19 protein-coding genes are annotated in these 22,766 nt (G+C 69.3%); 17 read left to right on the top strand and 2 right to left on the bottom strand.

Translation table 11 applies throughout. From position 1 onward, the window contains the following. Window positions 1–94 precede the first annotated feature (94 nt). Genes lysX through BC102111_RS08095 form a run of 3 tightly spaced genes read left to right on the top strand, consistent with a single transcriptional unit; the run spans window position 95 to window position 4,888 of the window. Window positions 95–3,304, top strand: coding sequence for a bifunctional lysylphosphatidylglycerol synthetase/lysine--tRNA ligase LysX (gene lysX / locus BC102111_RS08105; protein WP_101624004.1), 3,210 nt, complete (start codon window positions 95–97; stop codon window positions 3,302–3,304). Between the two features lie 50 nt (window positions 3,305–3,354). Further along, window positions 3,355–4,053 (top strand): DUF998 domain-containing protein, encoded by a 699-nt coding sequence (locus BC102111_RS08100; RefSeq protein ID WP_101624003.1) that lies wholly within the window; start codon window positions 3,355–3,357, stop codon window positions 4,051–4,053. After that, window positions 4,043–4,888, top strand: coding sequence for an alpha/beta fold hydrolase (locus BC102111_RS08095; protein WP_063249273.1), 846 nt, complete (start codon window positions 4,043–4,045; stop codon window positions 4,886–4,888). The genes BC102111_RS08100 and BC102111_RS08095 overlap by 11 nt, the downstream gene beginning before the upstream one ends. 32 nt (window positions 4,889–4,920) lie before the next feature. On the opposite strand, the gene BC102111_RS08090 is transcribed toward BC102111_RS08095, so the two are convergent. Next, window positions 4,921–5,409 carry an inorganic diphosphatase gene (locus BC102111_RS08090; RefSeq protein WP_009380916.1) on the bottom strand — a complete coding sequence of 163 codons (489 nt, stop codon included), beginning with the start codon at window positions 5,407–5,409 and terminating at the stop codon, window positions 4,921–4,923. Between the two features lie 123 nt (window positions 5,410–5,532). Here BC102111_RS08090 and BC102111_RS08085 point away from each other — a divergent pair, with 123 nt between their 5' ends. Genes BC102111_RS08085 through tilS form a run of 3 tightly spaced genes read left to right on the top strand, consistent with a single transcriptional unit; the run spans window position 5,533 to window position 9,112 of the window. Then, window positions 5,533–7,053, top strand: a complete 1,521-nt coding sequence (locus BC102111_RS08085) for a D-alanyl-D-alanine carboxypeptidase/D-alanyl-D-alanine-endopeptidase (RefSeq protein WP_223290024.1) — start codon at window positions 5,533–5,535, stop codon at window positions 7,051–7,053. After that, complete coding sequence (locus tag BC102111_RS08080) at window positions 7,050–8,066, top strand: Rv3626c family coenzyme F420 biosynthesis-associated protein (protein WP_101624001.1); 1,017 nt, start codon at window positions 7,050–7,052, stop codon at window positions 8,064–8,066. The genes BC102111_RS08085 and BC102111_RS08080 overlap by 4 nt, the downstream gene beginning before the upstream one ends. 8 nt (window positions 8,067–8,074) lie before the next feature. Next, the gene (gene tilS / locus BC102111_RS08075) at window positions 8,075–9,112 is read left to right on the top strand and encodes a tRNA lysidine(34) synthetase TilS (RefSeq protein WP_101624000.1); all 1,038 of its coding nucleotides are present in this window, start codon (window positions 8,075–8,077) and stop codon (window positions 9,110–9,112) included. Between the two features lie 285 nt (window positions 9,113–9,397). Here tilS and BC102111_RS08070 read toward each other — a convergent pair whose 3' ends face one another. Next, window positions 9,398–10,771, bottom strand: a complete 1,374-nt coding sequence (locus tag BC102111_RS08070; protein ID WP_197907837.1) for an amidohydrolase family protein — start codon at window positions 10,769–10,771, stop codon at window positions 9,398–9,400. Between the two features lie 202 nt (window positions 10,772–10,973). Between BC102111_RS08070 and BC102111_RS08065 the strand changes: the two genes are divergently transcribed. From BC102111_RS08065 to lysS, 11 genes are all read left to right on the top strand, one after another. Then, complete coding sequence (locus tag BC102111_RS08065; RefSeq protein WP_009380921.1) at window positions 10,974–12,218, top strand: MFS transporter; 1,245 nt, start codon at window positions 10,974–10,976, stop codon at window positions 12,216–12,218. Window positions 12,219–12,287: 69 nt separating this feature from the next. Beyond that, entirely contained in the window at window positions 12,288–12,839 is a 552-nt protein-coding gene (gene hpt / locus BC102111_RS08060; RefSeq protein WP_009380922.1) for a hypoxanthine phosphoribosyltransferase, read from the top strand. Between the two features lie 189 nt (window positions 12,840–13,028). Then, the gene (gene ftsH / locus BC102111_RS08055) at window positions 13,029–15,188 is read left to right on the top strand and encodes an ATP-dependent zinc metalloprotease FtsH (RefSeq protein ID WP_009380924.1); all 2,160 of its coding nucleotides are present in this window, start codon (window positions 13,029–13,031) and stop codon (window positions 15,186–15,188) included. Then, window positions 15,188–15,802 carry a GTP cyclohydrolase I FolE gene (folE, locus tag BC102111_RS08050; protein ID WP_009380926.1) on the top strand — a complete coding sequence of 205 codons (615 nt, stop codon included), beginning with the start codon at window positions 15,188–15,190 and terminating at the stop codon, window positions 15,800–15,802. Before ftsH ends, folE begins: the two co-directional genes overlap by 1 nt. A 3-nt stretch (window positions 15,803–15,805) precedes the next feature. Next, window positions 15,806–16,639 carry a dihydropteroate synthase gene (folP, locus tag BC102111_RS08045; protein ID WP_009380928.1) on the top strand — a complete coding sequence of 278 codons (834 nt, stop codon included), beginning with the start codon at window positions 15,806–15,808 and terminating at the stop codon, window positions 16,637–16,639. Further along, window positions 16,636–17,535, top strand: coding sequence for a 2-amino-4-hydroxy-6-hydroxymethyldihydropteridine diphosphokinase (gene folK, locus BC102111_RS08040; protein WP_197464167.1), 900 nt, complete (start codon window positions 16,636–16,638; stop codon window positions 17,533–17,535). Before folP ends, folK begins: the two co-directional genes overlap by 4 nt. Before the next feature lie 18 nt (window positions 17,536–17,553). Further along, a complete protein-coding gene (locus tag BC102111_RS08035; protein ID WP_009380683.1) occupies window positions 17,554–18,015 on the top strand; it encodes a DUF3180 domain-containing protein in 462 nt (153 codons plus the stop codon). Beyond that, the gene (locus BC102111_RS08030; protein ID WP_009380682.1) at window positions 18,012–18,494 is read left to right on the top strand and encodes a PH domain-containing protein; all 483 of its coding nucleotides are present in this window, start codon (window positions 18,012–18,014) and stop codon (window positions 18,492–18,494) included. Before BC102111_RS08035 ends, BC102111_RS08030 begins: the two co-directional genes overlap by 4 nt. 2 nt (window positions 18,495–18,496) lie before the next feature. Continuing rightward, window positions 18,497–20,254 carry a PH domain-containing protein gene (locus tag BC102111_RS08025; RefSeq protein WP_063249270.1) on the top strand — a complete coding sequence of 586 codons (1,758 nt, stop codon included), beginning with the start codon at window positions 18,497–18,499 and terminating at the stop codon, window positions 20,252–20,254. Then, window positions 20,251–21,141, top strand: coding sequence for a Rossmann-like and DUF2520 domain-containing protein (locus tag BC102111_RS08020; protein WP_101623999.1), 891 nt, complete (start codon window positions 20,251–20,253; stop codon window positions 21,139–21,141). The genes BC102111_RS08025 and BC102111_RS08020 overlap by 4 nt, the downstream gene beginning before the upstream one ends. 65 nt (window positions 21,142–21,206) lie before the next feature. Further along, window positions 21,207–22,766 carry a lysine--tRNA ligase gene (lysS, locus tag BC102111_RS08015; protein ID WP_101623998.1) on the top strand — a complete coding sequence of 520 codons (1,560 nt, stop codon included), beginning with the start codon at window positions 21,207–21,209 and terminating at the stop codon, window positions 22,764–22,766.

The following is a 22,766-nucleotide window of genomic DNA, read 5'->3' as shown; positions in this document are numbered from 1 at the left end:
GGTAAGGGAACGCAGCGGCAGAAGGCCGCTCTCGCGGCTCCGTGAGCCCTTCACCTGGAGCCTCGGTTCAGATGGGTATGACAGGATTCTCCCTATGCCTCCCACACCCGTCCCCACCCAGTCCGAGGCCCCGCTCTTCGTGCGGTGGCTGCCGCGAGTGCTGACGATCGTCGCCGTCTTCATGCTCGTCCAGCTCATCACCCCGGCCGGAAGCTGGCTCGACCGGTTCTTCGAGTTCATGTGGCGATGGTTCGTGCCATTCACTCCGGTCGACTTCGTCACCTCGGTCGTCTTCATCGTCCTCGCCGCAGCCTTGGCCATCCGCAAGCGGGCGGCGTGGTGGATCACGCTGGTCTTCCTCTCCATCATCTTCGCTCTCTACGCCGTCATCCTCTACGGCTTCATCGTCTTCGCCCCCGACGAGATGACCGGTGACCTCTTCACCGGGATGATCCTGCCGGTCATCGTCTTCATCGGCCTGATCGTCCACCGCAGGTGGTACAACGCGAAGACCCAGCCGCGGGGATTCCTCAAGGCCATCGGTGTCCTCGCGCTGGGCATCGTCATCACCGCCGCGATCATCCTCGTCGTCCAGTACTTCATCGGCGGGCTCACCGGAGTCCAGGCGCGCCAGATCATCGCCGAACTCGCCGGACTCAAGGAGAGCACGGAGGCGAGCTGGATGCTCTCGGTCTTCGGCTTCGGCACCGGCGCAAGCATCATCCTCGCGTTCTGGACTGGCCTGCGCTCGGCCAGGGACGCAGAGCGCATCGACATCGATCAGGAGCGCAGGATCCGCGAAGGTCTGGCTGCACACTCCTCGGACTCACTCGGCTACTTCGGCACCCGCCGCGACCGTTCGGCGTTCTTCGCCGACGACTGCGTCATCACCTACCAGGTCCACGCCGGCGTCTGCCTCGTCGCCAGCGACCCGGTCGGACCGCCGCAGCAGTGGGCGGCGGCCGCGCGGTCCTTCGTCGCGCACGCCGAGTCCTTCGGCTGGGTGCCGGCCGTCCTCGCCGCCTCGAAGCAGGGCGCTCAGGCCTATCACGATGCCGGCCTCAAAGTCCTCCACGTCGGCGACGAGGCCGTCCTCCACACGAAGGACTTCACGCTCTCCGCGCTGCCGGAGGTCCAACGGGCCGTGACCAAGCTGACCAGTCTCGGCTACACGATCCGCATCCGTCACCAGTCCGAGATCCCCGCCGCTGAGCTCGAGGAGCTCGCGATCTTCGCCGACGAATGGCGCGACGGAGAGAACGAACGCGGCTTCTCGATGGCCCTCGGTCGCTTCGGCGACCCGGCTGACGGCGGAAACCTCTTCGTCGAGGCGCTCTTCCCCGCCGACGCGGGAACCCTGGCAGGGACCACCGCCGGACTGCTCGGCTTCGTGCCGTGGGGCGCCTCGGGAGTCTCGCTCGACGTCATGCGCCGACACCCCTTCGCGGAGAACGGCGTCACCGAATTCATGGTCGCCGGTCTCATGCGCGAGGCAGGAGACCTCGGGATCGCAGCCGTCTCCCTCAACTTCGCGGTCTTCCGCTCCGCGTTCGAGCAGGGCAAGGAGCTCGGGGCGGGACCGCTCAAGCGGCTGTGGCGCAACATCCTCCTCTACCTCTCCCGGTTCTGGCAGCTCGAATCCCTCTATCGGTCGAACGAGAAGTACGATCCGGAGTGGGTGCCGCGCATGCTCTGCTACCCGGAGGGATCCGACCTCGCCCGCATCGGTCTGGCCGTGAGCATCGCCGAAGGCTTCCTCTCCCCGCCGAAGATGTTCACCAAGGGCAATGAGAGCCAGCCGATCTACACCCGTGAGCAGGCGGCGCCGCTCCTCGACATCGCCCCGCCCGAACCCGCGCCCACGGGCAGAGTCCGGGTCTCCGACCAGGTCAGGCACCGCCTCGGCGTGCGCGATGCGATGCTCGAGGCCGGGGTCGAACCCTACCCCGCCGAGGCGGCAGCGGCGGCGGCGAAAGGCACCGTCCTCACCGGGCGGGTGCTCGGCATCCGCGATCACGGCGGCGTGGTCTTCCTCGACCTGCGCAGCGAGGGACATGACCACCAGCTCGTGTGCGAACGCGAGGTGCTCGGTGAGGAGTCGCTGAGGCGACTGTCCGCGTGGGTCTCCCGCGGCGACCGGATCTCCGTGAGCGGGCGCGAGGGCACCTCCCGCAACGGGACCCCGTCGTTCCTCGTCACCTCATGGACGATGTCGGCGAAGTCCCTGCAGCCCTGGCCGAGCCTGTGGCAGGGACTGAGCGATCCCGAGGCGAAGGTCCGCCAGCGCTACCTCGACTTCACGATGAACACCGGCCAGCGCGACCTCATGGTCATCCGCTCGAACACGTTCCGCACGATCCGCGAGACCCTCCAGTCCCGCGGCTTCCTCGAGGTCGAGACCCCGATTCTCCAGACGGTGCACGGGGGCGCGAACGCGCGGCCGTTCCTCACCCACATCAACGCCTACAACCTCGACCTCTACCTGCGCATCGCCCCCGAGCTCTACCTCAAGCGCCTCCTCGTCGGCGGGTTCGACCGGGTCTTCGAGATGGGCCGGAACTTCCGCAACGAAGGCGTCGACGCCACCCACAACCCCGAGTTCTCGATGCTCGAGGCCTATCAGGCCGGCGGCGACTACAACACGATGCGCGAGCTCACCCGCACGATGGTCATCAACGCCGCCGAGGCGGCCCTGGGCACCACGGTCGTGCGCGGCACCGTCGACGGCGTCGAACACGAGATCGACCTCGCCGAGGAATGGCGGACCGTCTCGCTCACCGACGCGATCTCGGAGAAGATCGGCGAGGAGGTCTCGACGGCCACCTCGATCGAGACCCTGCGGAGGATCGCAGCGCGAACCGGGCTCACCGTCAATCCGAAGTGGGGTTGGGGCATGCTGCTCCAGGAGATCTACGAGGAGGTCGCCGAGGGATCGACGGTGGCGCCGACGTTCTACACGGACTTCCCGGCCGAGACCTCCCCGCTGACCAGGCAGCACCGCACCGACCCGATGCTCGCCGAGAAGTGGGACCTCATCATCTTCGGCTCCGAGCTCGGCACCGCCTATTCGGAGCTCGTCGACCCCGTCCTCCAGCGTGAGCGGCTCACCGCGCAGTCCCTGGCGGCAGCCGGCGGCGACCCCGAGGCGATGCAGCTCGACGAGGACTTCCTCACGGCCCTCGAATACGGGATGCCGCCCGCCGGCGGCATGGGCATGGGCCTCGACCGGCTCGTCATGCTGCTCACCGAGCAGACTATCCGCTCGACGATCACCTTCCCGCTGGCCAAGCCCAAGGGCCACTGAGCCGCGCCCGACGACGGTTGCCCGGACCGCAGAGAGACGAACGGAGACAGATGCGCCGGATCTTCGCAATCCTGCTCGCGGCAGGGGTGCTCATCACCTACGACTCGTGGGTGCTGCTCTTCCTCAGCCCTCACCCGCAGCCGCTGTCGGGCTACCTCTCCGAGCTCGCCGCGATGGATCAGCCCGCCTCCTGGGTCTTCCGCAGCGGGGACGCGATCGCCGGGACCCTCATGGTCCTCATCGCCGTCCTCGGTGTGCGCGGGTGGCGCTCCCGCTTCGGTCGGGCGACGGTGCCGCTCGCCATCGCAATCGGCCTCACGGGGCTTGCCACGATCGGAGACGCGATCGCCGCCCTGCCGTGCACGCAGACCTTCGATCCGGTCTGCTACGCCGAGTACACGGCGAACCCGCTGCGCGCCGACTTCCTCCTCCACACGATCGCCTCGACGATCGTCGCGCTCGCCGCCCTGGCGAGCATGGTCATCGCGGTCATCGCCCTGCGTCGTCGCGGCAGACTGGGCACACCCTACGGTCGCGGCGTCGTCGCCGTGCTCGTCGTCCTCCTCGTCACCAACCTCGCCTCGGTGATCATCGAGGCCGTGTGGCGCTCCGGTCAGGGCTATGTGCAGGCGATCGCCGTGCTCACCATCGCCGCGTGGAGCGCGCACCTGGGCTACCTCGCCGTCGTCGGCCGAGGCGAGGCCGACAGGTCCCCGGAGAAGCGGAGAGAGACGAGCGATGTCGGCTGAGCCGGAGTTCGCCCGGTGGTCGCGCGCCGTCGTCGACGGCTTCACCGTCTACCAGCGCCCGGCGACCGCCTCGGCGGGGGAGGGGAAGGACCCCGTCCTCTTCCTCAACGGCTGTGCTCTCGCCGCCGCCGGCTGGCTGCCCGTCATCGCGGAGATGCCCGACCGGGACGTCATCGCGCTCGACCGTCCGGGCTTCGCCGGCACCCGGTGGCCGGGCACGCTGCCCGACCTCGCCGGCGAGCTCGCCGCGATGGAGCGGGCGATCGCGGGTCATTCCCGGGTCGTCATCGTCGCCCATTCCATGGCGGCGTTCCGGGCCGAGGCCTTCGCCCGGCTGCGCCCCGAGCGCGTGGCGGGCATCGTCCTCGTCGACCCCTCGATCGAGGACTACCGGTTCCGGGGCCCGGCCGGCCGTTTCTCGCTCGCCACATGGATGCCGGTCCTCGGGGCGCTCGTCACCCGTGAGCAGATCGGTGAGGCCGCCTCCTGGCTCTCTCATCAGGGATTCCTCCGGCAGAGCGGTTCGGGTCGCGCCCTCGATCCCGAGGCGTTCAAGGATCCGTACACGGATCCGGACACGCTCAGGGCCGCGATCGCCGAATGGCTGAGCTACCGCAGCCAGGCCGCCGACCTCGAATCGCTGCGGGGCCGGACCGAGCCGGTCCGGGCCAGGACCTCGGCGCTGCTCGCACCTCCTCTGCCGAGCCGGAGCCGCTCCCGCATCCTCGAGGCGGCCTTCGCCGATCTCGTCCGTCATGAGATCCGCGATTCCCGGCACCTGATGATGATCGACCGCCCCGACATGATCGTCGAGGCGGTCGATGAGGTGAGCTGAGGTGAGCTCGGCTCCAGAGGCTCAGAGGCCGATCAGTGCGCGTCCTTCTTGAAGCGCTCGATCGAGGCGGTCACCTCGGCCTCGGCGGCCTCCCGGCCGACCCAGTTCGACCCCTTGACGAACTTGCCCGGCTCGAGATCCTTGTAGCGGGTGAAGAAGTGCTCGATCGCGTCGAGGGTGAACTTGTCGACGTCGCCGATGTCCTGGTAGGAGTCCCAGCGGGGGTCGCCGGCGGGAACCGCGAGGACCTTGTCGTCGCCGCCGGCCTCGTCCTCCATCTGGAACATGCCGATGGGGCGGACGTCGACGAGCACACCCGGGAACAGGGGTTCGGTGAGGAGGACGAGCACGTCGAGGGGGTCACCGTCGTTGCCGAGAGTGTCCTCGATGAAACCGTAGTCCGCGGGGTACTGCATCGACGTGAAGAGGTAGCGGTCGAGCTTGACCCGGCCGGTCTCGTGATCGACTTCGTACTTGTTGCGCGAACCTCGAGGGATCTCGATGGTGGCCAAGAGTTCCATAGTGCTCCTTACGCGTTAGGGTGGCATCACTAGGATAGAGCCTACAAGTCCCCGCCGAGACATCCTCAGCCCTCCTCCTCGGCCCAGAGAGGGCCCGCCGCCGAGACGAATGGGAGCCCGCATTTGAACCCCACCTCCGATCACCGTCCGCAGGACTCCGCGGACGGTCCCCGCCGCACGCGCAGGCGGGGTCGGATCGCAGCAGGGGTGAGTGCCGGCATCCTCCTCGCCGGAGCGCTCGGCTACGGCGTCGCCGACGCCGCCGACGTCGTCCCCGGATTCCTCACCACCGAGCCCGCGATCGAAGTCGACCCCGTTCCCACACCCGAAGCGCAGGGACGCGACGTCCCGGCCCCCGCCTCGGCGCTCGACGACACCGCACCGATCCCGACGAAGGTGGGACCGGAGGTCGAGCGCATCCTCGGCGAATCGAAGGTCAAGGGCTTCGGCGTCGAGGTCCGCGACGGCCTCACCGACAAGGTCCTCTTCGCCGCCGACGAGAACCGAGCCCGGACCCCGGCGTCGGTGACGAAGGTCCTCACCGCCTCGGCGGCGCTGCTGGCCATCGGCGGAGACGAGCGGCTGACCACGACGACGACGTTCGACCCGGCCACGGGGACGGTCTCGCTCGTCGGCGGCGGGGACGTCCTCCTCGGCGGCGGCGAGTCCCAGCCGGGATCCGTCAACGGCCATGCCGGACTGACGACCCTGGCCCAGGAGACGGCGGCGGCGCTCAAGGAGCGGAAGACCCACGAGGTGGCACTGCGCCTGGACACGAGTCGATACCCCGGCACCGACTTCAGCCCCGGCTGGGAGCGCGCGGACATCGGCAAGGGCGTCATCACCCCGATCCAGCCGCTCATGGTCGACAGCGGATACCTCGGCGACCCGAACAACGCGTGGCGGGCGCGCAGCGACAAGCCGGCCCAGGTCGCCTTCGACGCCTTCCGCACCGAGCTCGAAACCGCAGGGATCACCGTCACCGAGGCTGCCCCCGCCGAGGCGAACGCTGAGTCGGAGCAATCCGCTGGGTCAGGGGAGACCGCCGGGTCCGGGGAGACCGCTGGGTCCGGGGAATCCGCGGAGACGCTCGCGTCCGTCGAGTCCGCGACAATCTCCGAGATCGTCGAGTACGCCCTCGTCCACAGCGACAACGTCGTCGCCGAGGTGCTCGGCAACGAGGTCGCGATCGCGCAGGGGATGCCCGGCAGCCTCGAGAACGGACCCAAGGGCGTCATCGCCGCCCTCGAGGACACCGTCGACCTCGGGCAGACCCAGCTCAACGACACCTCCGGGCTCGACTACGGCAACCGGATCAGCCCGCACGACCTCACCACGGTCCTCCAGTCCTCGGTGACGGCGAAGGACTCGCTCTCGAGCCTCATCAGCTCTTTCCCGGTCGGGGGCCTGACCGGCACGCTCACCGACCGCTTCGGCGACGACGTCAACGCCGCAGGGACGGTGCATGCGAAGACCGGGACGCTCTCGACGGTGACCTCGCTGGCCGGGGGAGTCCTCGACGCCGACGGTCGGTACCTCGTCTTCAGCGTCCAGATCGACGGCGTCGACAAGGACAAGATCCTCGAGGCCCGGAAGACCGTCGACGATCTCGTCTCCGCCCTCGCCGACTGCGGGTGCCGATGATCGTCGACGAGAGGTTCGCCGTCCGGACGGCCAAGGAGGTCGTCTCCGCCGCGAAACTGCCTGCACCCGGAGAGGTCGAGGCGCTCGTGGCGGAGATGAAGGAGAACGCGCTCACCGCCCAGGACCTCGTCGTCGACGCCTTCCTCCTCGACCCCGCCCATGCCGACGACGTGCGGGGCAGGCTCGGGGCGGGTGCGGTGCTCGTCCTCGACCAGGTCGGCTGGATCAAGGCCAACGCCGAGTCCCTCAACGGCATGGTCGACGTCTCCGCGTTGCCGGTCGCCCCCGGTCCGGCGGCGCGCAGGGCGGCCGGAGCCGAGGTCGCCGGGGTCCTCTCCCTGCTCTCGACGCGGGTGCTCGGCCAGTACGATCCGTTCGCCACGGACGCCGGTCGCCTGATGTTCGTCGCGCCCTCGATCCTCATCGCCGAGGAGGCGATGAAGGTCAGACCCCGCGACTTCCGGATGTGGGTCGCCCTCCACGAAGCCACACACCAGGTCCAGTTCGCCACCGCACCGTGGCTGCGCGAGCACATGCGGGGTCTGCTCTCCCAGCTGGTGGCCACCCCGCTCTCGGCCCCGGGACTCTCGACGCTCGCCGAGGTGTTCGCCGTCCTCGGGCGGATCGTCCGCGGACAGGCGAGCATGGTCGATCTCATCCGGGACGAGAGTATGCGCACGGCACTCACCGACGCCTCGGCGATCCTCAGCCTCCTCGAGGGACATGCCGACGTCGTCATGGACGAAGTCGGCCTCAGCGTCATCCCCAGCGTGCGGAAGCTGCGCCGCCGCTTCGAGGCGCGCCGCGACGCCGGACAGGGCGGGTTCCTCTCCAACCTGCTCGGGATGGACCTCAAACTCGCACAGTACCGCGACGGGGCGAAGTTCGTCCGCGAGGTCCGCAACGAGGTCGGGCAGACCGGCTTCGGCGCCGTCTACTCGAGCCCGGCGAACCTGCCCACGAGCGCGGAGATCCACACGCCTCGGCTGTGGCTCGACCGCGTCCACGGGTGAGGCCCGCGATGGCTGAGCACGCACGCCGTCCGACCCTCGATCCGGCGAGCGGGGCGATCCGCAACGCCGTGCGCGCCGGGCTGGGTGCCGGCTCCGTGCCCCGGATCGTCGTCGCCGTCTCCGGGGGAGCGGATTCGATGGCGCTCCTCCACGCGTGCGCATTCCTCCACCGGCGCGGCGAGGTCGAGGCCCGTGCCGTGACCGTCGATCACGGACTCCAGCCCGGATCCGCCGAGGTGGCCGCCGAGGTGGTGGCGGCCGCGGAGTCGTGGGGCGTGCCGGCCGAGGCGGTGCGGGTCGACGTCACCGCCGGACCCGAAGGCCTCGAAGCCGCCGCCCGCGACGCCAGGTATGCGGCATTGGAGGAGGTGCGGGCGCGGGTCGGCGCCGAGTGGATCGTCACCGCGCACACGCGCAGCGATCAGGCCGAGACGGTGCTGCTCGGGCTGCTGCGCGGTTCGGGGACGCGGTCTCTGGCGGGAATGGCGGTGCGCGCCGGGTCCGTGCTGCGACCGCTGCTCGACATCGACCGGGCGACGACCGAGGCGTCGTGCACAGCACAGCGCATCACCGTCTGGGACGACCCGATGAACGCCGACCGTGCCTATGCGCGCGTCCGCGTCCGGTCCCTGCTCACCTCCCTCGAGGCCGATCTCGGTCAGCCGGTGACCGACAACCTCGCCCGGACCGCGCAGCTGTGCCGGACAGACGCCGACTTCCTCGACGCATCCGCCGCCGAGGCGGTCGCAGCCGTCCGTGGTCGCCGCGAACTCCGGCTGGCCGAGCTCGCCGACCTCGACGATGCTCTGCTCACCCGCGTCCTGCGCGAATGGCTGATCTCCCTCGGGGTGCCCGCGCAGAGCTTCGGCGCGGCACGCGTCGCCGAGCTCGCGGTGCTCATCAGGCAGGGCGCCGCTGCGCGACACGGCGGGGGAGCGGGGAGGCACCTTTCGCTGCCCGGCGACACCGAGGTCGTCGTTTCAGGCGGCAGTGACGGAGCGGGCACCGTGTGCTTCGGACCGGCCGCGAAGGCCGCCCGCGGCTGACGCCAGGAATCCGCGCCTGCAGCGTCACACACAATCCGCGAACGCAATCACAACCCGCAACGTCACAGACAACCCGCAGCCACGCACCTCGTACCCTGAGCGTCACAGACAACCCTGGGCCTCGCGTTGCTCCGGCAGACGCACACGCAACCCGCAGCCTCACACACCGCTGAGCGCCGCACGTCCTCCACGGAGCGTCACGTCCTACATGTGCAGACGGTGGTTTTGTCGCTGCGGGTGGGGATACGCGAGGGAGGCGATTCCGATTGTGCCGCGCGGGGGCGGTCAGCGAAGGCCGCCGAGGAGCTCCCCGCCAGAGGCGACGAGACGCCCGCCCTTGTAGACGTCCCGATCGGTCGGGCAGTCCATGATCGCCGAGGTGACCGTGTCCGCATCGACGAGCAGGAAGTCCGCAGGCGCCCCGACGCCGAGGCCGTAGGCCGCATCGTCGACGAGTGCGGTGCCATCGGGGCGGGCACCGGCCATCACCTGCGCTCCGCCGCGGGAGGCGATGTCGAGGCAGTGCTCGATGTCCTCATCGCGGCGGAAGCCGTTGGTGAAGGCGAGCTGCCATGTCCGCCGCAGCAGGTCACCGTCGCCGTAGGGACTCCAGTAGTCGCGCTGACCGTCCTCGCCGAGGCCGACGGCGACCCGATGCGCGGAGAGCAGGCTCTGCGGCAGGCTCCCCTTGGCCGGGGCGACCGTCGTCAGGGACACTCCCGCCTCGGCGAGGAGTTCGACGAGGTCACGGACGACCGGTTCGGGGTTCGTGTTGAGCGCGAACGCATGGGAGATCGTCACCTTCCCCTGCAGGCCGAGCGCCGTCGTCCGGTGGGCGATCTCCTCGAACGAGTACACGCCTGCGGTCCCGCCCTCGTGGAGGTGGATGTCGAGGCCCTTGCCGTGCTTCTCCGCGAGACCGAAGACGATGTCGAGGTGCCTGACCGGGTCGCGGTCGTACTGGACGGGGTCGAGGCCGCCGACGAGATCGGCGCCTTCCCGCAGTGCCGCGTCGAGCAGATCGGCCACGCCCTTCTCCCGGACGATTCCGGCCTGCGGGAACGCGACGATCTGCGAGTCGAGGACGTCAGCATGCGCGGACAGGGCGTCGCGGACTCCGGCGAAGCGCTCGAGTCCGGTGTCGGAGTCGACCTGGGCGTGCGAGCGGATCCGCGACCCGCCCGAGGCGATGATCGCAGCGATCGCATAGCTCGCCTGGTCGCGCACCGTCCGTTCGCCGTCGCGCCAGTTCCGCCGGTCGTTCATGATGTAGCCGTGCAGGGTTCCGTCGGCTGTGTGCGGGCGGAACGTCTGCCCCATCCGGTTCGAGTCGAGGTGCGCGTGGACGTCGCCGAGCCCGGGCAGCAGCACCCGGCCCCTCCCGTCGACGATCTCGTGCGCGGATGCGGCATCGGCGTCGCCCGTATCCGATGCGGCACCGGGGTCGCCCGAACCGGCCGCCCCGTCGCTCGGGACGACCGCGGCGATCCGGCCGTCGTCGACGACGACGTCGACGGCCGCCTCGTCGGGGCGATGGGGGGCGATCCTGACATTCCTCACGGTGATGGTCATCGGGTACTCCGTTTCGTTCGTCGGGGCGGCAACCGGCGTCGAGCTCGGGCCCGTCGCCGCTGCGGCGACTGCGTTCGACGCATCCACCCAAACGGTATACCATTATTCGGTTCGGTGGGAACCGGCGGTGGGCACCGCCTGCGCCCGGCACCGGCTCCCGCCGAACGTCCCGGCACCGGCTCCCGCCGAACGTCCCGGCAGTCACCCCGGATCCGGCACCGCCGGAGACCCCCGTGCCGGAGCGCGGACGCCGCGGACCCGAGACGAGACCGAGTGAGAGGATGGGCGCATGATGAGCACCCCCGGGACCGAGCATCCGCGCACAGGTCCCGGGCTCGACATCCTCGCTCTCGTCTGCCTCGTCCTCATCGCCTCGTCGCTGCGCCCTGCCGCGTCCTCACTCGGCCCCGTCCTCGCCGAGGTGCAGACCGCCTACGGCCTCGCCGAATGGCAGACCGGCCTGCTCACCGCCCTGCCCGGCCTCATCTTCGCCCTGTGCGGGTTCCTCGCCGTGCCGCTGCTGCGCCGCGTCGGCCTCTTCGCCTCGCTCGCGGTCTCGTGTGCGCTCATCGCCGCAGGGATCGGTGCCCGCGTCCTCGTCGACTCATCCCTGCCCTTCGCTCTCCTCACCGTCACCGCACTGGCCGGGATGTCGTTCGGAAACGTCATCCTCCCCGTCTTCGTCAAGACCCGCTTCCCGCACCGCGTCCACCTCGGGGCGACGACCTTCACCGTCTCCCTCGGCCTGGGCGCGATGGTCCCCGCCTTCCTCACCGCGCCGCTCGCCGAGCACTTCGGCGACTGGCGGATCGGACTCGGCGCATGGATGCTCGTCCCGCTCGCCGCCCTGGCGACGTGGGCGGTCCTGCGCGCGACGGGCTCGGTGCCCGTCCTCCCTCGTCCGCGGCGTGAGCGGGGGGAGACGCCCGCGCCGAGGCGGCACATCCATTCGACGGCGAAGGCGAAGTACATGGCGATGTTCTTCGGCCTCCAGTCGGTCAACGCCTACGTCCAGTTCGGGTGGCTGCCGCAGATCTACCGTGACGCCGGCCTCGACGCCGTGACCGCCGGAATCATGCTCACGATCGTCACCCTCGGCGGTCTGCCCGGCGGCTTCCTCGCCCCGCAGATCATCATGCGCGGCCTCGCCCCGCGGGCGTTCCTCGTCTCCTTCTCAGCCAGCGCCGTCGCGGGCTACACGGGCCTCCTCCTCGCCCCCGCCTCGGCGCCGGTCCTCTGGGCGGTCCTGCTCTCCTACGGCGGATTCGCGTTCCCGGCCGCGCTGGCCCTCATCACCAGCCGCACCCGAGACGTCTCGATCACGGCGCGCACCTCGGCGTTCGTCCAATCCACCGGGTACGTCCTCGCCGCCCTCGGGCCGCTCGCCGTCGGCGCCCTGCTGGGAGCGAGCGGATCGTGGACGCCTCCGCTCGTCCTCCTCATCGTCGTCTCCGCCCTCATGGGGGTCACCGGGTACCTCTCGGCCGCGCCCGGCACCGTCGACGACGAACTCGCTGAGGCGGGGCCCGGGTGAGGTGGCTGTGGGGTCATCCGTCACCCATAATGGAGGCACACCCACCCCACACGAGGAGAATCGACCGCAGTGGACATCAACGATCTCGGCAATGACATCGAAGAAGTGCTCGTCTCGGAAGAACAGATAGCCGCCCGACTCGTTGAACTGGCAGCCGCCATCGATGAGGACTACAAGGACAAGGACATCCTCCTCGTCGGCGTCCTCAAGGGAGCGGTCATGGTCATGGCCGACCTCGCCCGGGCCCTGCACTCTCCGGTGACGATGGACTGGATGGCGGTGTCCTCGTACGGGTCGGGCACGAAGTCCTCGGGCGTCGTGCGCATCCTCAAGGACCTCGACACGGACCTCACCGGACGCCACGTCCTCATCGTCGAGGACATCATCGACTCCGGCCTCACTCTCTCGTGGCTCGTGCAGAACCTGCGCTCGCGCGGAGCCGCCGACGTCGAGATCTGCACGATGCTGCGCAAGCCCGAAGCCGTCAAGGTCGACATCGACGTCAAGTACGTCGGCTTCGACGTGCCCAACGAGTTCGTCATCGGCTACGGGCTCGACTACGCGGAGAAGTACCGCAACGTCCCGTTCGTCGCGACCCTCGCCCAGCACGTCTACAGCTGAGCGAACCCGCCGCCGGTCGACGCACGCAGCTGAACGCGAACCCCGCGTTCGCTGACAGCTGACCTGGCCTGGGAACAAAACCTCACGGATTCCCGCTATCCCAGAGGTACGTACTAGGCTGTGGGGGATGCTCCCAGGCAGCCGCGGCGGCCTGGCCGGGCTGTCGAGACTGAATTCCTGAGAGGATCTATGGCCGAGTCCAACAAGCGACGTCCCCTGCTCACCAAGGCGACGAAGGGTCCGTTGATCTGGATCGTCATGGCACTCCTCGTCGTCTCCATCGGTGCGCTCCTCTTCAGTCGGGTCGGGTTCAGCCAGATCGACACCGAACAGGGACTCAAGCTCCTCGCCGACGACAAGGTCGAACAGGTCAAGATCGTCGATCGCGACCAGCGCGTCGACCTCACCCTCAAGGACGACCTCAAGATCGACGGTCAGGACTTCGGGAACAAGGTCCAGTTCTACTATGTCGAGCAGCGCGGCGATGAGGTCGTCGAGGCCGTCACCGAGTCGAACCCGACACAAGGCTACACCGACGAGGTGCCGCAGCAGAGCTGGCTGATGTCGCTGCTGGGCACACTCATCCCCTTCGTCATCATCTTCATCGTCTTCTGGTTCCTCATCTCCCAGATGAGCGGCGGGAAGATGATGAACTTCGGCAAGTCGAAGGCCAAGCTCGTCAACAAGGAGAACCCCGACGTCACGTTCAAGGACGTGGCGGGAGTCGACGAGGCTCTCGAAGAGCTCGAGGAGATCAAGGAGTTCCTCGCCGAACCCGAGAAGTTCAAGGCCGTGGGCGCGAAGATCCCCAAGGGCGTGCTCCTCTATGGCCAGCCCGGAACCGGCAAGACCCTGCTCGCGAAGGCCGTCGCCGGCGAGGCAGGAGTGCCCTTCTACTCGATCTCCGGCTCCGACTTCGTCGAGATGTACGTCGGCGTCGGCGCCTCCCGCGTCCGCGACCTCTTCGAACAGGCGAAGGCGAACGCCCCCTGCATCATCTTCATCGACGAGATCGACGCCGTCGGCCGCCAGCGCGGCGCCGGCATGGGCGGCGGCCACGACGAGCGCGAGCAGACGCTCAATCAGCTCCTCGTCGAGATGGACGGCTTCGACGTCAAGACCAACGTCATCCTCATCGCCGCGACCAACCGTCCCGACGTCCTCGACCCCGCGCTCCTGCGCCCGGGCCGCTTCGACCGGCAGATCCCCGTCGAGGCCCCGGACATGAAGGGCCGCAAGCGGATCCTCGAGGTCCACGCGAAGGACAAGCCGCTGGCCCCCGACGTCGACCTCGGACAGATCGCCAAGCGCACGCCCGGCTTCTCCGGCGCCGATCTCGCCAACGTCCTCAACGAAGCCGCCCTGCTCACCGCGCGGGAGAACGCGAAGGTCATCGACAACCGCATCCTCGACGAGGCGATCGACCGCGTCATCGCCGGACCGCAGAAGCGCACACGCCTGATGAACGACAAGGAGCGCCTCGTCACCGCCTACCACGAGGGCGGGCACGCGCTCGTGGCGGCGGCGATGAACGACACCGACCCGGTGACGAAGGTGACGATCCTCCCGCGCGGTCGCGCGCTCGGCTACACGATGGTGCTGCCGACCGAGGACAAGTACTCGACGACCCGCAACGAACTCCTCGACCAGCTCGCCTATGCGATGGGCGGACGCGTCGCCGAGGAGGTCGTCTTCCACGACCCGACGACCGGGGCGAGCAACGACATCGAGAAGGCGACGAACATCGCCCGGAAGATGGTCACCCAGTACGGGATGAGCGAGAAGCTCGGCATGGTCAAGATCGGCGACGACCAGTCCGAGCCCTTCGCCGGGCGCGGCTACGGCGGCGGCGACGAGTACGGCGATTCGACGCTCTCGGCCATCGACAAAGAGGTGCGGCTGCTCATCGACACCGCCCACGCCGACGCCTACTGGGTGCTCACCCACAACCGCGACGTCCTCGACAGCCTCGCCTACCAGCTCCTCGAACGCGAAACCCTCGACCAGGCGGCACTCGAGGCGATCTTCGCCACCGTCGTCAAGCGCCCCCGCCGCGACGTGTGGCTGGCCAACGACGAGCGTCCCGTCTCCGACCGGGGACCCATCGTCCCGCCGGCGCCCGCCAGCGGCCGCGGCAACGGCGAGACGGGCCACAGCGGCGGACCCGGTCCCGACACCACCGACCTGCCGGGGGCCGGACCCACCGGCACCAACGGCCCCGACGTTCCCCACAACCCGCCGGGACCCGTCGACCCGAACGGTCCGACCGGCCCCTCGGGACCGACCGGGCCCACCGGCCCGATCGGTCCGTCCACGGGTGGAGGCTACGACCCAGGAAGCGACCGCTGATGACCGACTACGTGTTCAGCGACCTCGGCGAGACCGCTGAGGAACGACCGACGATCGACCATGACCGCATCGCCGCGGCCGTGCGCGAGATCCTCTTCGCCGTCGGCGAAAACCCCGACCGTGAGGGTCTGCAGGAGACCCCGGCCCGCGTGGCCCGGGCGTACGAGGAGATCTTCGCCGGCCTCCACCGGGACCCCGCCGAGATCCTCTCGGTGACCTTCGACATCAGCCACGAGGAGATGGTCCTCGTCCGCGACATCGACCTCTACTCGATGTGCGAACACCATCTCGTCCCCTTCCACGGGGTCGCCCATGTCGGCTACATCCCGGCGAAGAACGGCAAGGTCACGGGTCTGTCGAAGCTCGCCCGCCTCGTCGAGGTCTATGCTCGCCGCCCGCAGGTGCAGGAGCGGCTGACGAGTCAGATCGCCGACGCCCTGATGAAGCACCTCGAACCGCAGGGCGCGATCGTCGTCGTCGAAGCCGAGCACCTGTGCATGACGATGCGCGGCGTGCGCAAACCCGGTGCCTCGACGATCACCTCGGCGGTGCGCGGCCAGCTGCGCGAACCGGCCTCCCGGGCGGAGGCGATGAGCCTCATCCTCCGAGGCTGAGCGATGGCGACGCAGATCATGGGCGTCCTCAACGTCACGCCCGACTCCTTCTCCGACGGCGGCCGCTGGTTCGACCAGTCCTCGGCCGTCGCCCACGGGCTCGACCTCCTCTCCTCCGGAGCCGACATCCTCGACATCGGCGGAGAGTCGACGAGGCCGGGAGCCACCCGCGTCGATGAGGCCGAGGAGCTGCGTCGCGTCATCCCCGTCGTCCGCGAGCTCGCCGGCGCAGGGGCCCGCATCAGCGTCGACACGATGCGCGCACGCGTGGCCGCGGCCGCCATCGACGCCGGGGCGCAGATCATCAACGACGTCTCGGCAGGCCTGTCCGATCCCGCGATGCTCTCCGTCGCAGCCGACACCGGCGTTCCCATCGTCCTCATGCACTGGCGCGGTTACCTCGACCGGGCGGATGCGAGCTTCCACTACGACGACGTCGTGGCCGAGGTCATCGCCGAGCTGCGCACCCGCATCGACGCCGCCGTCGCCGCCGGCGTCGACCCCGCCGACATCATCGTCGACCCGGGTCTGGGGTTCTCGAAGAACGCCGAGCACAACTGGCAGATTCTGGCCGGGCTGAGCGAGTTCGCCGTCTTCGATCAGCGCCTGCTCGTGGCCGCGAGCCGCAAGCGCTTCATCGCCTCTCTCGTCTCACCTGAGGATCCGGCCCAGGCCGGAGAGGCTGAGAAGGACGAGGCGACCGCCGTGATCTCCGCCTTCGCCGCCCAGGCCGGAGCGTGGGCCGTGCGCGTCCACGACCCGGCCTCCTCGGCGCTGGCGTGCCGGGTCGCAGGCGCCATCGCCGACCACGCCCCGTCCCCGGGGACGCAGCGGTGAGCGGGCTGCCGGACCGGATCGCGCTGCGCGGACTCACCGTGCGCGGCAACCACGGCGTCTTCGACTTCGAGAAGCGCGACGGCCAGGACTTCGTCATCGACGTCACCCTCCACGCGTCGACGGCGGCGGCTGCGGCCACCGACGACATCGCCGACACCATCCACTACGGCGAACTCGCCGAGGATGTCGCCCGCATCGTCGAGGACAACACGTTCGACCTCATCGAGACCCTCGCCGAGGCGATCGCCGCCCACTGCCTGACCCTGACCGAGCGTGTCGAGGTCGTCGTCCACAAACCCAGTGCCCCGATCGACCACACCTTCGCCGACGTGACCGTCACCGTCGACCGGTCCCGGGAGACGGCGCCCCAGGCCGACGGATCGGACCCCGCGTCGGCCAGCGCCTACCTCAGCCTCGGTGCCAACCTCGGTGAGGCCGCGACCACCCTCGATGAGGCCGTCGCCGCCCTCGACCGGCACCCGCGCATCAGCGTCGCTTCCCGCTCCTCGCTCTACCGCACCGCACCGTGGGGAGGGGTCGAGCAGAACGACTTCCTCAACCTCGGCGTCATCGTCGAGACGACCCTGCCCCCGCGCGAACTGCTCGCCGTCTGCCAGGGCATCGAGGTCGCCTGCGGACGGACCCGTGAGCTGCGATGGGGGCCGAGGACGCTCGACATCGACGTCATCGCCTACACCGCCGAGGGAGTCGACGTCGTCCTCGACTCCGCCGCCCTCACCCTGCCGCACCCGCGCGCCCACGAGCGGGCCTTCGTCCTCGTGCCCTGGGCGGAGATCGCCCCGGACACGGTCGTCGACTCACCGACGGGGCCGCGACCGATCGCCGAGGCCATCGCCTCCCTCGACGACCAGGGGATCGAGCGCGCAGACGCCTGATCTGCAAGACTGGGACACATGCAGCGAACGACACCGGGCACCCTCGTCCTCTGGGCGACCGCCGGCACCCTGCTCGGCGTCGTCGTCGACGTCCTGCTCGAATCCCAGGGCCTCGCCCTGCCCGGTCAGCCGTGGTTCGCGATCATCGGCATGCTCATCCTCTCGGCCGTCCTCCTCGTCCTCGGGTACCCCATCAAGCGATGGAACGACGGTGACCGGACCCGCGAGATCGACCCCCTCCAGGCTGCGCGCGTGGCGGTGATGGCCAAGGCCAGCGCCCTGACCGGAGCCGGACTGGCCGGATGGTACGTGGGCAACGCCGCGTACTACTTCCTCTCCGCGCCCGGCATCCGCAACGACCTGGCTGCCGGTATGCTGTTGGCGATGGCGGCCGCGGCCGCGCTGATGATCGTCGGCATCATCGTCGAGATCTTCTGTACTCTCCCGCCCCAAGACCCTCCAGGAGCCGAAGCCGCATGACAGCCACTCCGGATGACGTCGTCTTCACCCGAGTCAGCCCCAAGTACTGGCTCAAAGAGACCATCGCCTCCCTGTGCTTCTTCGTCCCGTTGCTGGCCGCCGCGATCGCCCTGCCCGTGATCGTCAGCGACCAGCCCTGGCTCCACCTGCCGTGGGTCGCCGTCCTCATCTGGACGATCGTCTACCTCATCGTCCTCTACCGTCAGGCCAAGGTCATCGGCTACGCCGAACGCGACGACGACCTCCTCATCCGCCGCGGGATCCTCTTCCGACGCACCACCGTCGTGCCCTACGGCCGCCTCCAGTTCGTCGACGTCGACTCCGGCCCGATCGACCGCATGTTCGGCCTCGCCACCGTCAAGCTCCACACCGCCTCAGCCGCCACCGATGCGACGATCCCCGGCCTGCCCCGCGCCGACGCCGACCGCCTGCGCGACAGTCTCGCGGGCCTCGGGCAGGCGAACCTGGCAGGCCTGTGAGCATGGCAGCGCAGAACGGGACCGACACCCTCGCCGAGGTGGCCGCCCCCGACGTCTGGCACCGTGTCCACCCGCTCACGCCGCTGCTCGAGAGCCTCGGCATCATCGTCGTCTTCCTCGTCGCCGGCGGCTACGTGGGTCAGAACTTCATCCAGCAGGCCATCAGCGACCTCGCCAGCGGCGACGCGATCGACCTCTCCTTCGCCGCCTGGCTCGGCTCCCACCAGCTCGTGCTCCTCGCCGTCATCGGCGGAATCGTCCTCATCGTCCTCATCGGCGCCCTCTACAGCTGGCTCGCGTGGCGGGTCATGGGCTACCGCGTCGACGACGAGGCGATCTACGCGCGCTCCGGACTGATCGCGAAGAAGGTGCGCAAAGCCCGCCTCGACCGCGTCCAGTCGATCGACCTCCAGCAGAAGCTCCTGCCGCGCCTCCTCGGACTCGCCGAACTCGTCTTCGACGTCGCCGGCGGCAAGGGCTCGAACGTGTCGCTGAAGTACCTCAGCAGGAAGCGCGCCGACCTGCTGCGCGACGAACTCCTCGCCGCCGTCCGCGACGTCAAGCAGGCCGCCGCGCCCGCCGATGCCCCGGGCCCGGGGGAGGGCCAGGGCGCGACGGAGACGGGGGACCGCCTCGGCGAGGGAATTCCCGGTGACGGGAGAGACGGAACCCGCGCACCGACGATCGACCTCTCAGCCCCCGAACGCGCCGGAGACAGCGTCGGCGTGCGGCTGACCAAACGGCTCTCGACGATGGCCGGCGACGCGCTCGGGGAGGCCGAAGGCAGCCTCAACGACATGCTCGCTCCCTATGGGGTGTCGGCCCAGGTCAAGGACGAGGGCGAGATCATCCGCGTCCCCGTCCACCGGGTGGTCATCGCCTCCCTGCTCAAGACGGACTTCCTCATCGGCGTCCTCATCTTCGTCGCCGTCATCGTCGCAGCGATCATCCTCTTCATCAGCGGCGTCCGCGAAGCCGCCGTGCCGATGCTCTTCGGCGTCCTGCCCGCCGGCATCGCCGCCTTCGCCTCGGTGAAGAAGGACCTCAACAATGCGAACTTCGTCGTCCGCCTCACCGACTCCGGGCTCGCCGTCAGCCACGGTCTCGCCTCGACCTCGCGCAAGGTCATCCCGCTCGACCGGGTGCAGGCCGTGGCGCTCCACCAGCCGCTCCTGTGGCGGAAGGCCGGATGGTGGAAGGCCGAGTACAACATCGCCAGCTCCGGTGAGTCCGGTGAGTCGAACCTGCTCCTGCCCGTCGGCGACCTCGACCAGGCGCTGACGATGATCGGCCTCGCCCTGCCCGAACCCCGGGTCTCAGGTGGGGTGAGCGTGCGCAGCCTCATCCTCGCCGCGATGCACGGTCCGGTCGCGGACGGTGCTGAGGCAGCCGCCGCCGAGGCGGAGTTCCATCGGCAGCCGCGGTCCTCACGGTGGATCGATCCGCTCGTGTGGAGGCGTCGCGCCTTCGCGCTCACCGATGCGCTGCTGATCATCCGCCTCGGCCGTTTCGAACGCCGAGTCGACTTCGTCCCGCATGAGCGCGTGCAGTCGATGCAGTTCCAGCAGGGGCCCCTCCAGCGGGCCCTCGGGCTCGCCACGGTCGCCGTCCATTCGACGGCAGGGCCCATCAAACCCCATGTCACCCATCAGGCCACCGAGGATGCTCTGGCGTTCTTCGCCGAGCACGCCGACCGCACCCGCATCGCCCGGCAGCGCTACGACGAGCAGGTCCGCAGCGGGACGGGGATCGGCCGATGAGCGTCCCCGACGCACCGCGGCTGGGCATCGGCATCATCGGCGCAGGGCGGGTCGGTGCCGTGATCGGGGCCGCCTGGCGGGCGGCCGGGCACGCGATCATCGGGGTGAGCGCCACCTCGGCGACGAGCCTGGAGAGGGCCGAGGAGATGCTGCCCGGGGTTCCGGTCCTCCCACCCGACCGGATCGCCGAACGCGCCGAGCTCCTCCTCGTCGCCGTCCCCGACGATGAGATCTCCTCCCTCGTCTCCGGTCTCGTCGCCCTCGGGCGCATCCATGCCGGACAGATCATCGTCCACTGCGCCGGACGCTTCGGCACCGACGTCCTCGAACCCGCGACCGGCGTCGGAGCCCTGCCCATCGCCCTCCACCCCTCGCTCACCTTCACCGGCACCGCCCTCGACCTGCCGCGGCTGCGGCAGTCGACGGTCGCCGTCACCGCCCCGGCACCCATTCGCCCGGTCGGGGAGGCCCTCGTCGTCGAGATGGGAGCGGAGCCGATCGAGATCGCCGAGGCCGACCGTCCGCTCTACCATGCCGCGATCACCCACGCCTCGAACCACACGATCACGATCATCTCCGAAGCCCTCGACATGCTCACCGAGGCGGGGGTCGACGATCCCTCCCGGGTCCTCACCGCCCTCGTCGACGCCAGCGTCGCCAACACCCTGCAGAACGGTGCGAAGGCCCTCACCGGCCCGGTCAGCCGGGGCGACGCGGGAACCCTGGCCGCGCACCTGGCCGCCCTGAGCGAATACAGTCTCAGCGTCTCCAGTCCGGCGACCCGCAACAGCTACATCGCACTGGCCCGGTCGACGACGGCGAAGGCGCTTGCACTCGGTCGGATCACCGAGGCGCAGGCCCAGGAGATCCTCGCTCTCCTCGACTGAGACCGGGGTCTCGTCGGGCTCACGCGAATTCCCCCGCAGGGCGGGCGCACGGTAGCCTTGATCCCATGGCAGAAACTGAGTCGATCGCCCCCGAAGCCGCAGAATCCCAGCAGGAGCACCTCGATCCGGAGCAGATCCGGATCCGCAAGGACAAGCGGCAGCGGATGTTGGACTCCGACACCGAGGCCTACCCCGTCTCGGTGCCCCGCACCCACACCCTCGCCGAGGTGCACGCCGCCCACCCCGATCTCGAGGCCGGAGACGAGACCGACGACGTCGTCGGCGTCGTCGGCCGTGTCGTCTTCGTCCGCACCACCGGCAAGCTCGCCTTCGTCACCCTCCAGTCCGGTGACGGAACCCGCCTGCAGGGCATGCTCTCGCTGCGCGAGGTCGGCGAGGACCGTCTCGCGGACTTCAAGGCCGACGTCGACCTCGGCGACTTCCTCTTCCTCCACGGTAAGGTCATCAAGTCCAAGCGCGGTGAGCTCTCGGTGCTCGCCGACTCGTGGGCGATGGCCTCGAAGGCGCTGCGCCCCCTGCCGGGACTGCACACCGAGCTCGCCGAGGACACCCGCGTGCGCCAGCGCTACCTCGACCTCATCACCCGCGACGCCGCCCGGGAGACGATGCGCACCCGCGCCAAGGTGATGGCCTCCCTGCGCCGGACCTTCGCCGAGCAGGACTTCATCGAGATCGAGACCCCGATGCTCCAGGTCATGCACGGCGGAGCGACGGCCAGGCCGTTCAAGACCCACATGAACGCCTACGACATCGACATGTACCTGCGCATCGCCCCCGAGCTCTTCCTCAAGCGGGCGATCGTCGGCGGCATCGAGAATGTCTTCGAGATCAACCGCAACTTCCGCAACGAGGGAGCGGATTCGACGCATTCGCCCGAGTTCGCGATGCTCGAGGCCTACCAGTCCTACGGTGACTACCATTCGATCGCCGAGCTGACGAAGACGCTCGTCCAGAATGCGGCCCAGGACGCCACCGGCTCCCTCCAGGTCACCCTCGAGGACGGAACCGAATACGACTTCGGCGGCGAGTGGGCGGTCGTGAGCATGTACGAGACCCTCTCCGCTGAGTCCGGGGTCGAGGTCACCCCGCTCACGGGCATCGAGGAGCTCGAGAAGATCGCAGCGGACAACGACGTCGACCTCGGCGGGGTCTTCCGGTCCCACGGCAAATACGTCGAGGAGCTGTGGGAGCACTTCTACAAGGACAGGCTCTGGGCGCCGACCTTCGTCACCGACTTCCCCGTCGACACCTCACCCCTGGTGCGCGAACACCGTGCGAAGCCCGGCGTGGTCGAGAAATGGGACCTCTACGTGCGTGGGTTCGAACTCGCCACCGGCTACTCCGAGCTCGTCGACCCCGTCATCCAGCGCGAGCGCTTCGAAGCCCAGGCCGCCGACGCCGCCCGCGGCGACGACGAGGCGATGGGCCTCGACGAGGAGTTCCTCATGGCCATGGAGCATGGAATGCCCCCGACGGGCGGAATGGGAATGGGTCTCGACCGACTTCTCATGGCGCTCACCGGGCTCGGTATTCGAGAAACAATTCTCTTCCCCTTCACCAAACCGATCGCGACCGCGAATTCGGAATCCCGAGAGGAAGGCTGA

Source organism: Brevibacterium casei CIP 102111 (assembly GCF_900169275.1).
Classification (GTDB): Bacteria; Actinomycetota; Actinomycetes; order Actinomycetales; family Brevibacteriaceae; genus Brevibacterium; species Brevibacterium casei.
The sequence above is the reverse complement of the archived record's forward strand: the minus strand, read 5'-3'. Positions and strand labels throughout refer to the sequence as shown.

Bases quoted from the DNA above. Each gene is read 5' to 3' on its own strand.
- tilS (WP_101624000.1), top strand. From the start codon at position 8,075: ATGGCTGAGCACGCACGCCGTCCGACCCTCGATCCGGCGAGCGGGGCG.
- lysS (WP_101623998.1), top strand. From the start codon at position 21,207: ATGGCAGAAACTGAGTCGATCGCCCCCGAAGCCGCAGAATCCCAGCAG.
- BC102111_RS08035 (WP_009380683.1), top strand. From the start codon at position 17,554: ATGCAGCGAACGACACCGGGCACCCTCGTCCTCTGGGCGACCGCCGGC.
- ftsH (WP_009380924.1), top strand. From the start codon at position 13,029: ATGGCCGAGTCCAACAAGCGACGTCCCCTGCTCACCAAGGCGACGAAG.
- BC102111_RS08025 (WP_063249270.1), top strand. From the start codon at position 18,497: ATGGCAGCGCAGAACGGGACCGACACCCTCGCCGAGGTGGCCGCCCCC.
- BC102111_RS08080 (WP_101624001.1), top strand. From the start codon at position 7,050: ATGATCGTCGACGAGAGGTTCGCCGTCCGGACGGCCAAGGAGGTCGTC.
- folP (WP_009380928.1), top strand. From the start codon at position 15,806: ATGGCGACGCAGATCATGGGCGTCCTCAACGTCACGCCCGACTCCTTC.
- folE (WP_009380926.1), top strand. From the start codon at position 15,188: ATGACCGACTACGTGTTCAGCGACCTCGGCGAGACCGCTGAGGAACGA.
- BC102111_RS08095 (WP_063249273.1), top strand. From the start codon at position 4,043: ATGTCGGCTGAGCCGGAGTTCGCCCGGTGGTCGCGCGCCGTCGTCGAC.
- BC102111_RS08100 (WP_101624003.1), top strand. From the start codon at position 3,355: ATGCGCCGGATCTTCGCAATCCTGCTCGCGGCAGGGGTGCTCATCACC.
- BC102111_RS08065 (WP_009380921.1), top strand. From the start codon at position 10,974: ATGATGAGCACCCCCGGGACCGAGCATCCGCGCACAGGTCCCGGGCTC.
- BC102111_RS08020 (WP_101623999.1), top strand. From the start codon at position 20,251: ATGAGCGTCCCCGACGCACCGCGGCTGGGCATCGGCATCATCGGCGCA.
- lysX (WP_101624004.1), top strand. From the start codon at position 95: ATGCCTCCCACACCCGTCCCCACCCAGTCCGAGGCCCCGCTCTTCGTG.
- BC102111_RS08090 (WP_009380916.1), bottom strand. From the start codon at position 5,409: ATGGAACTCTTGGCCACCATCGAGATCCCTCGAGGTTCGCGCAACAAG.
- BC102111_RS08030 (WP_009380682.1), top strand. From the start codon at position 18,012: ATGACAGCCACTCCGGATGACGTCGTCTTCACCCGAGTCAGCCCCAAG.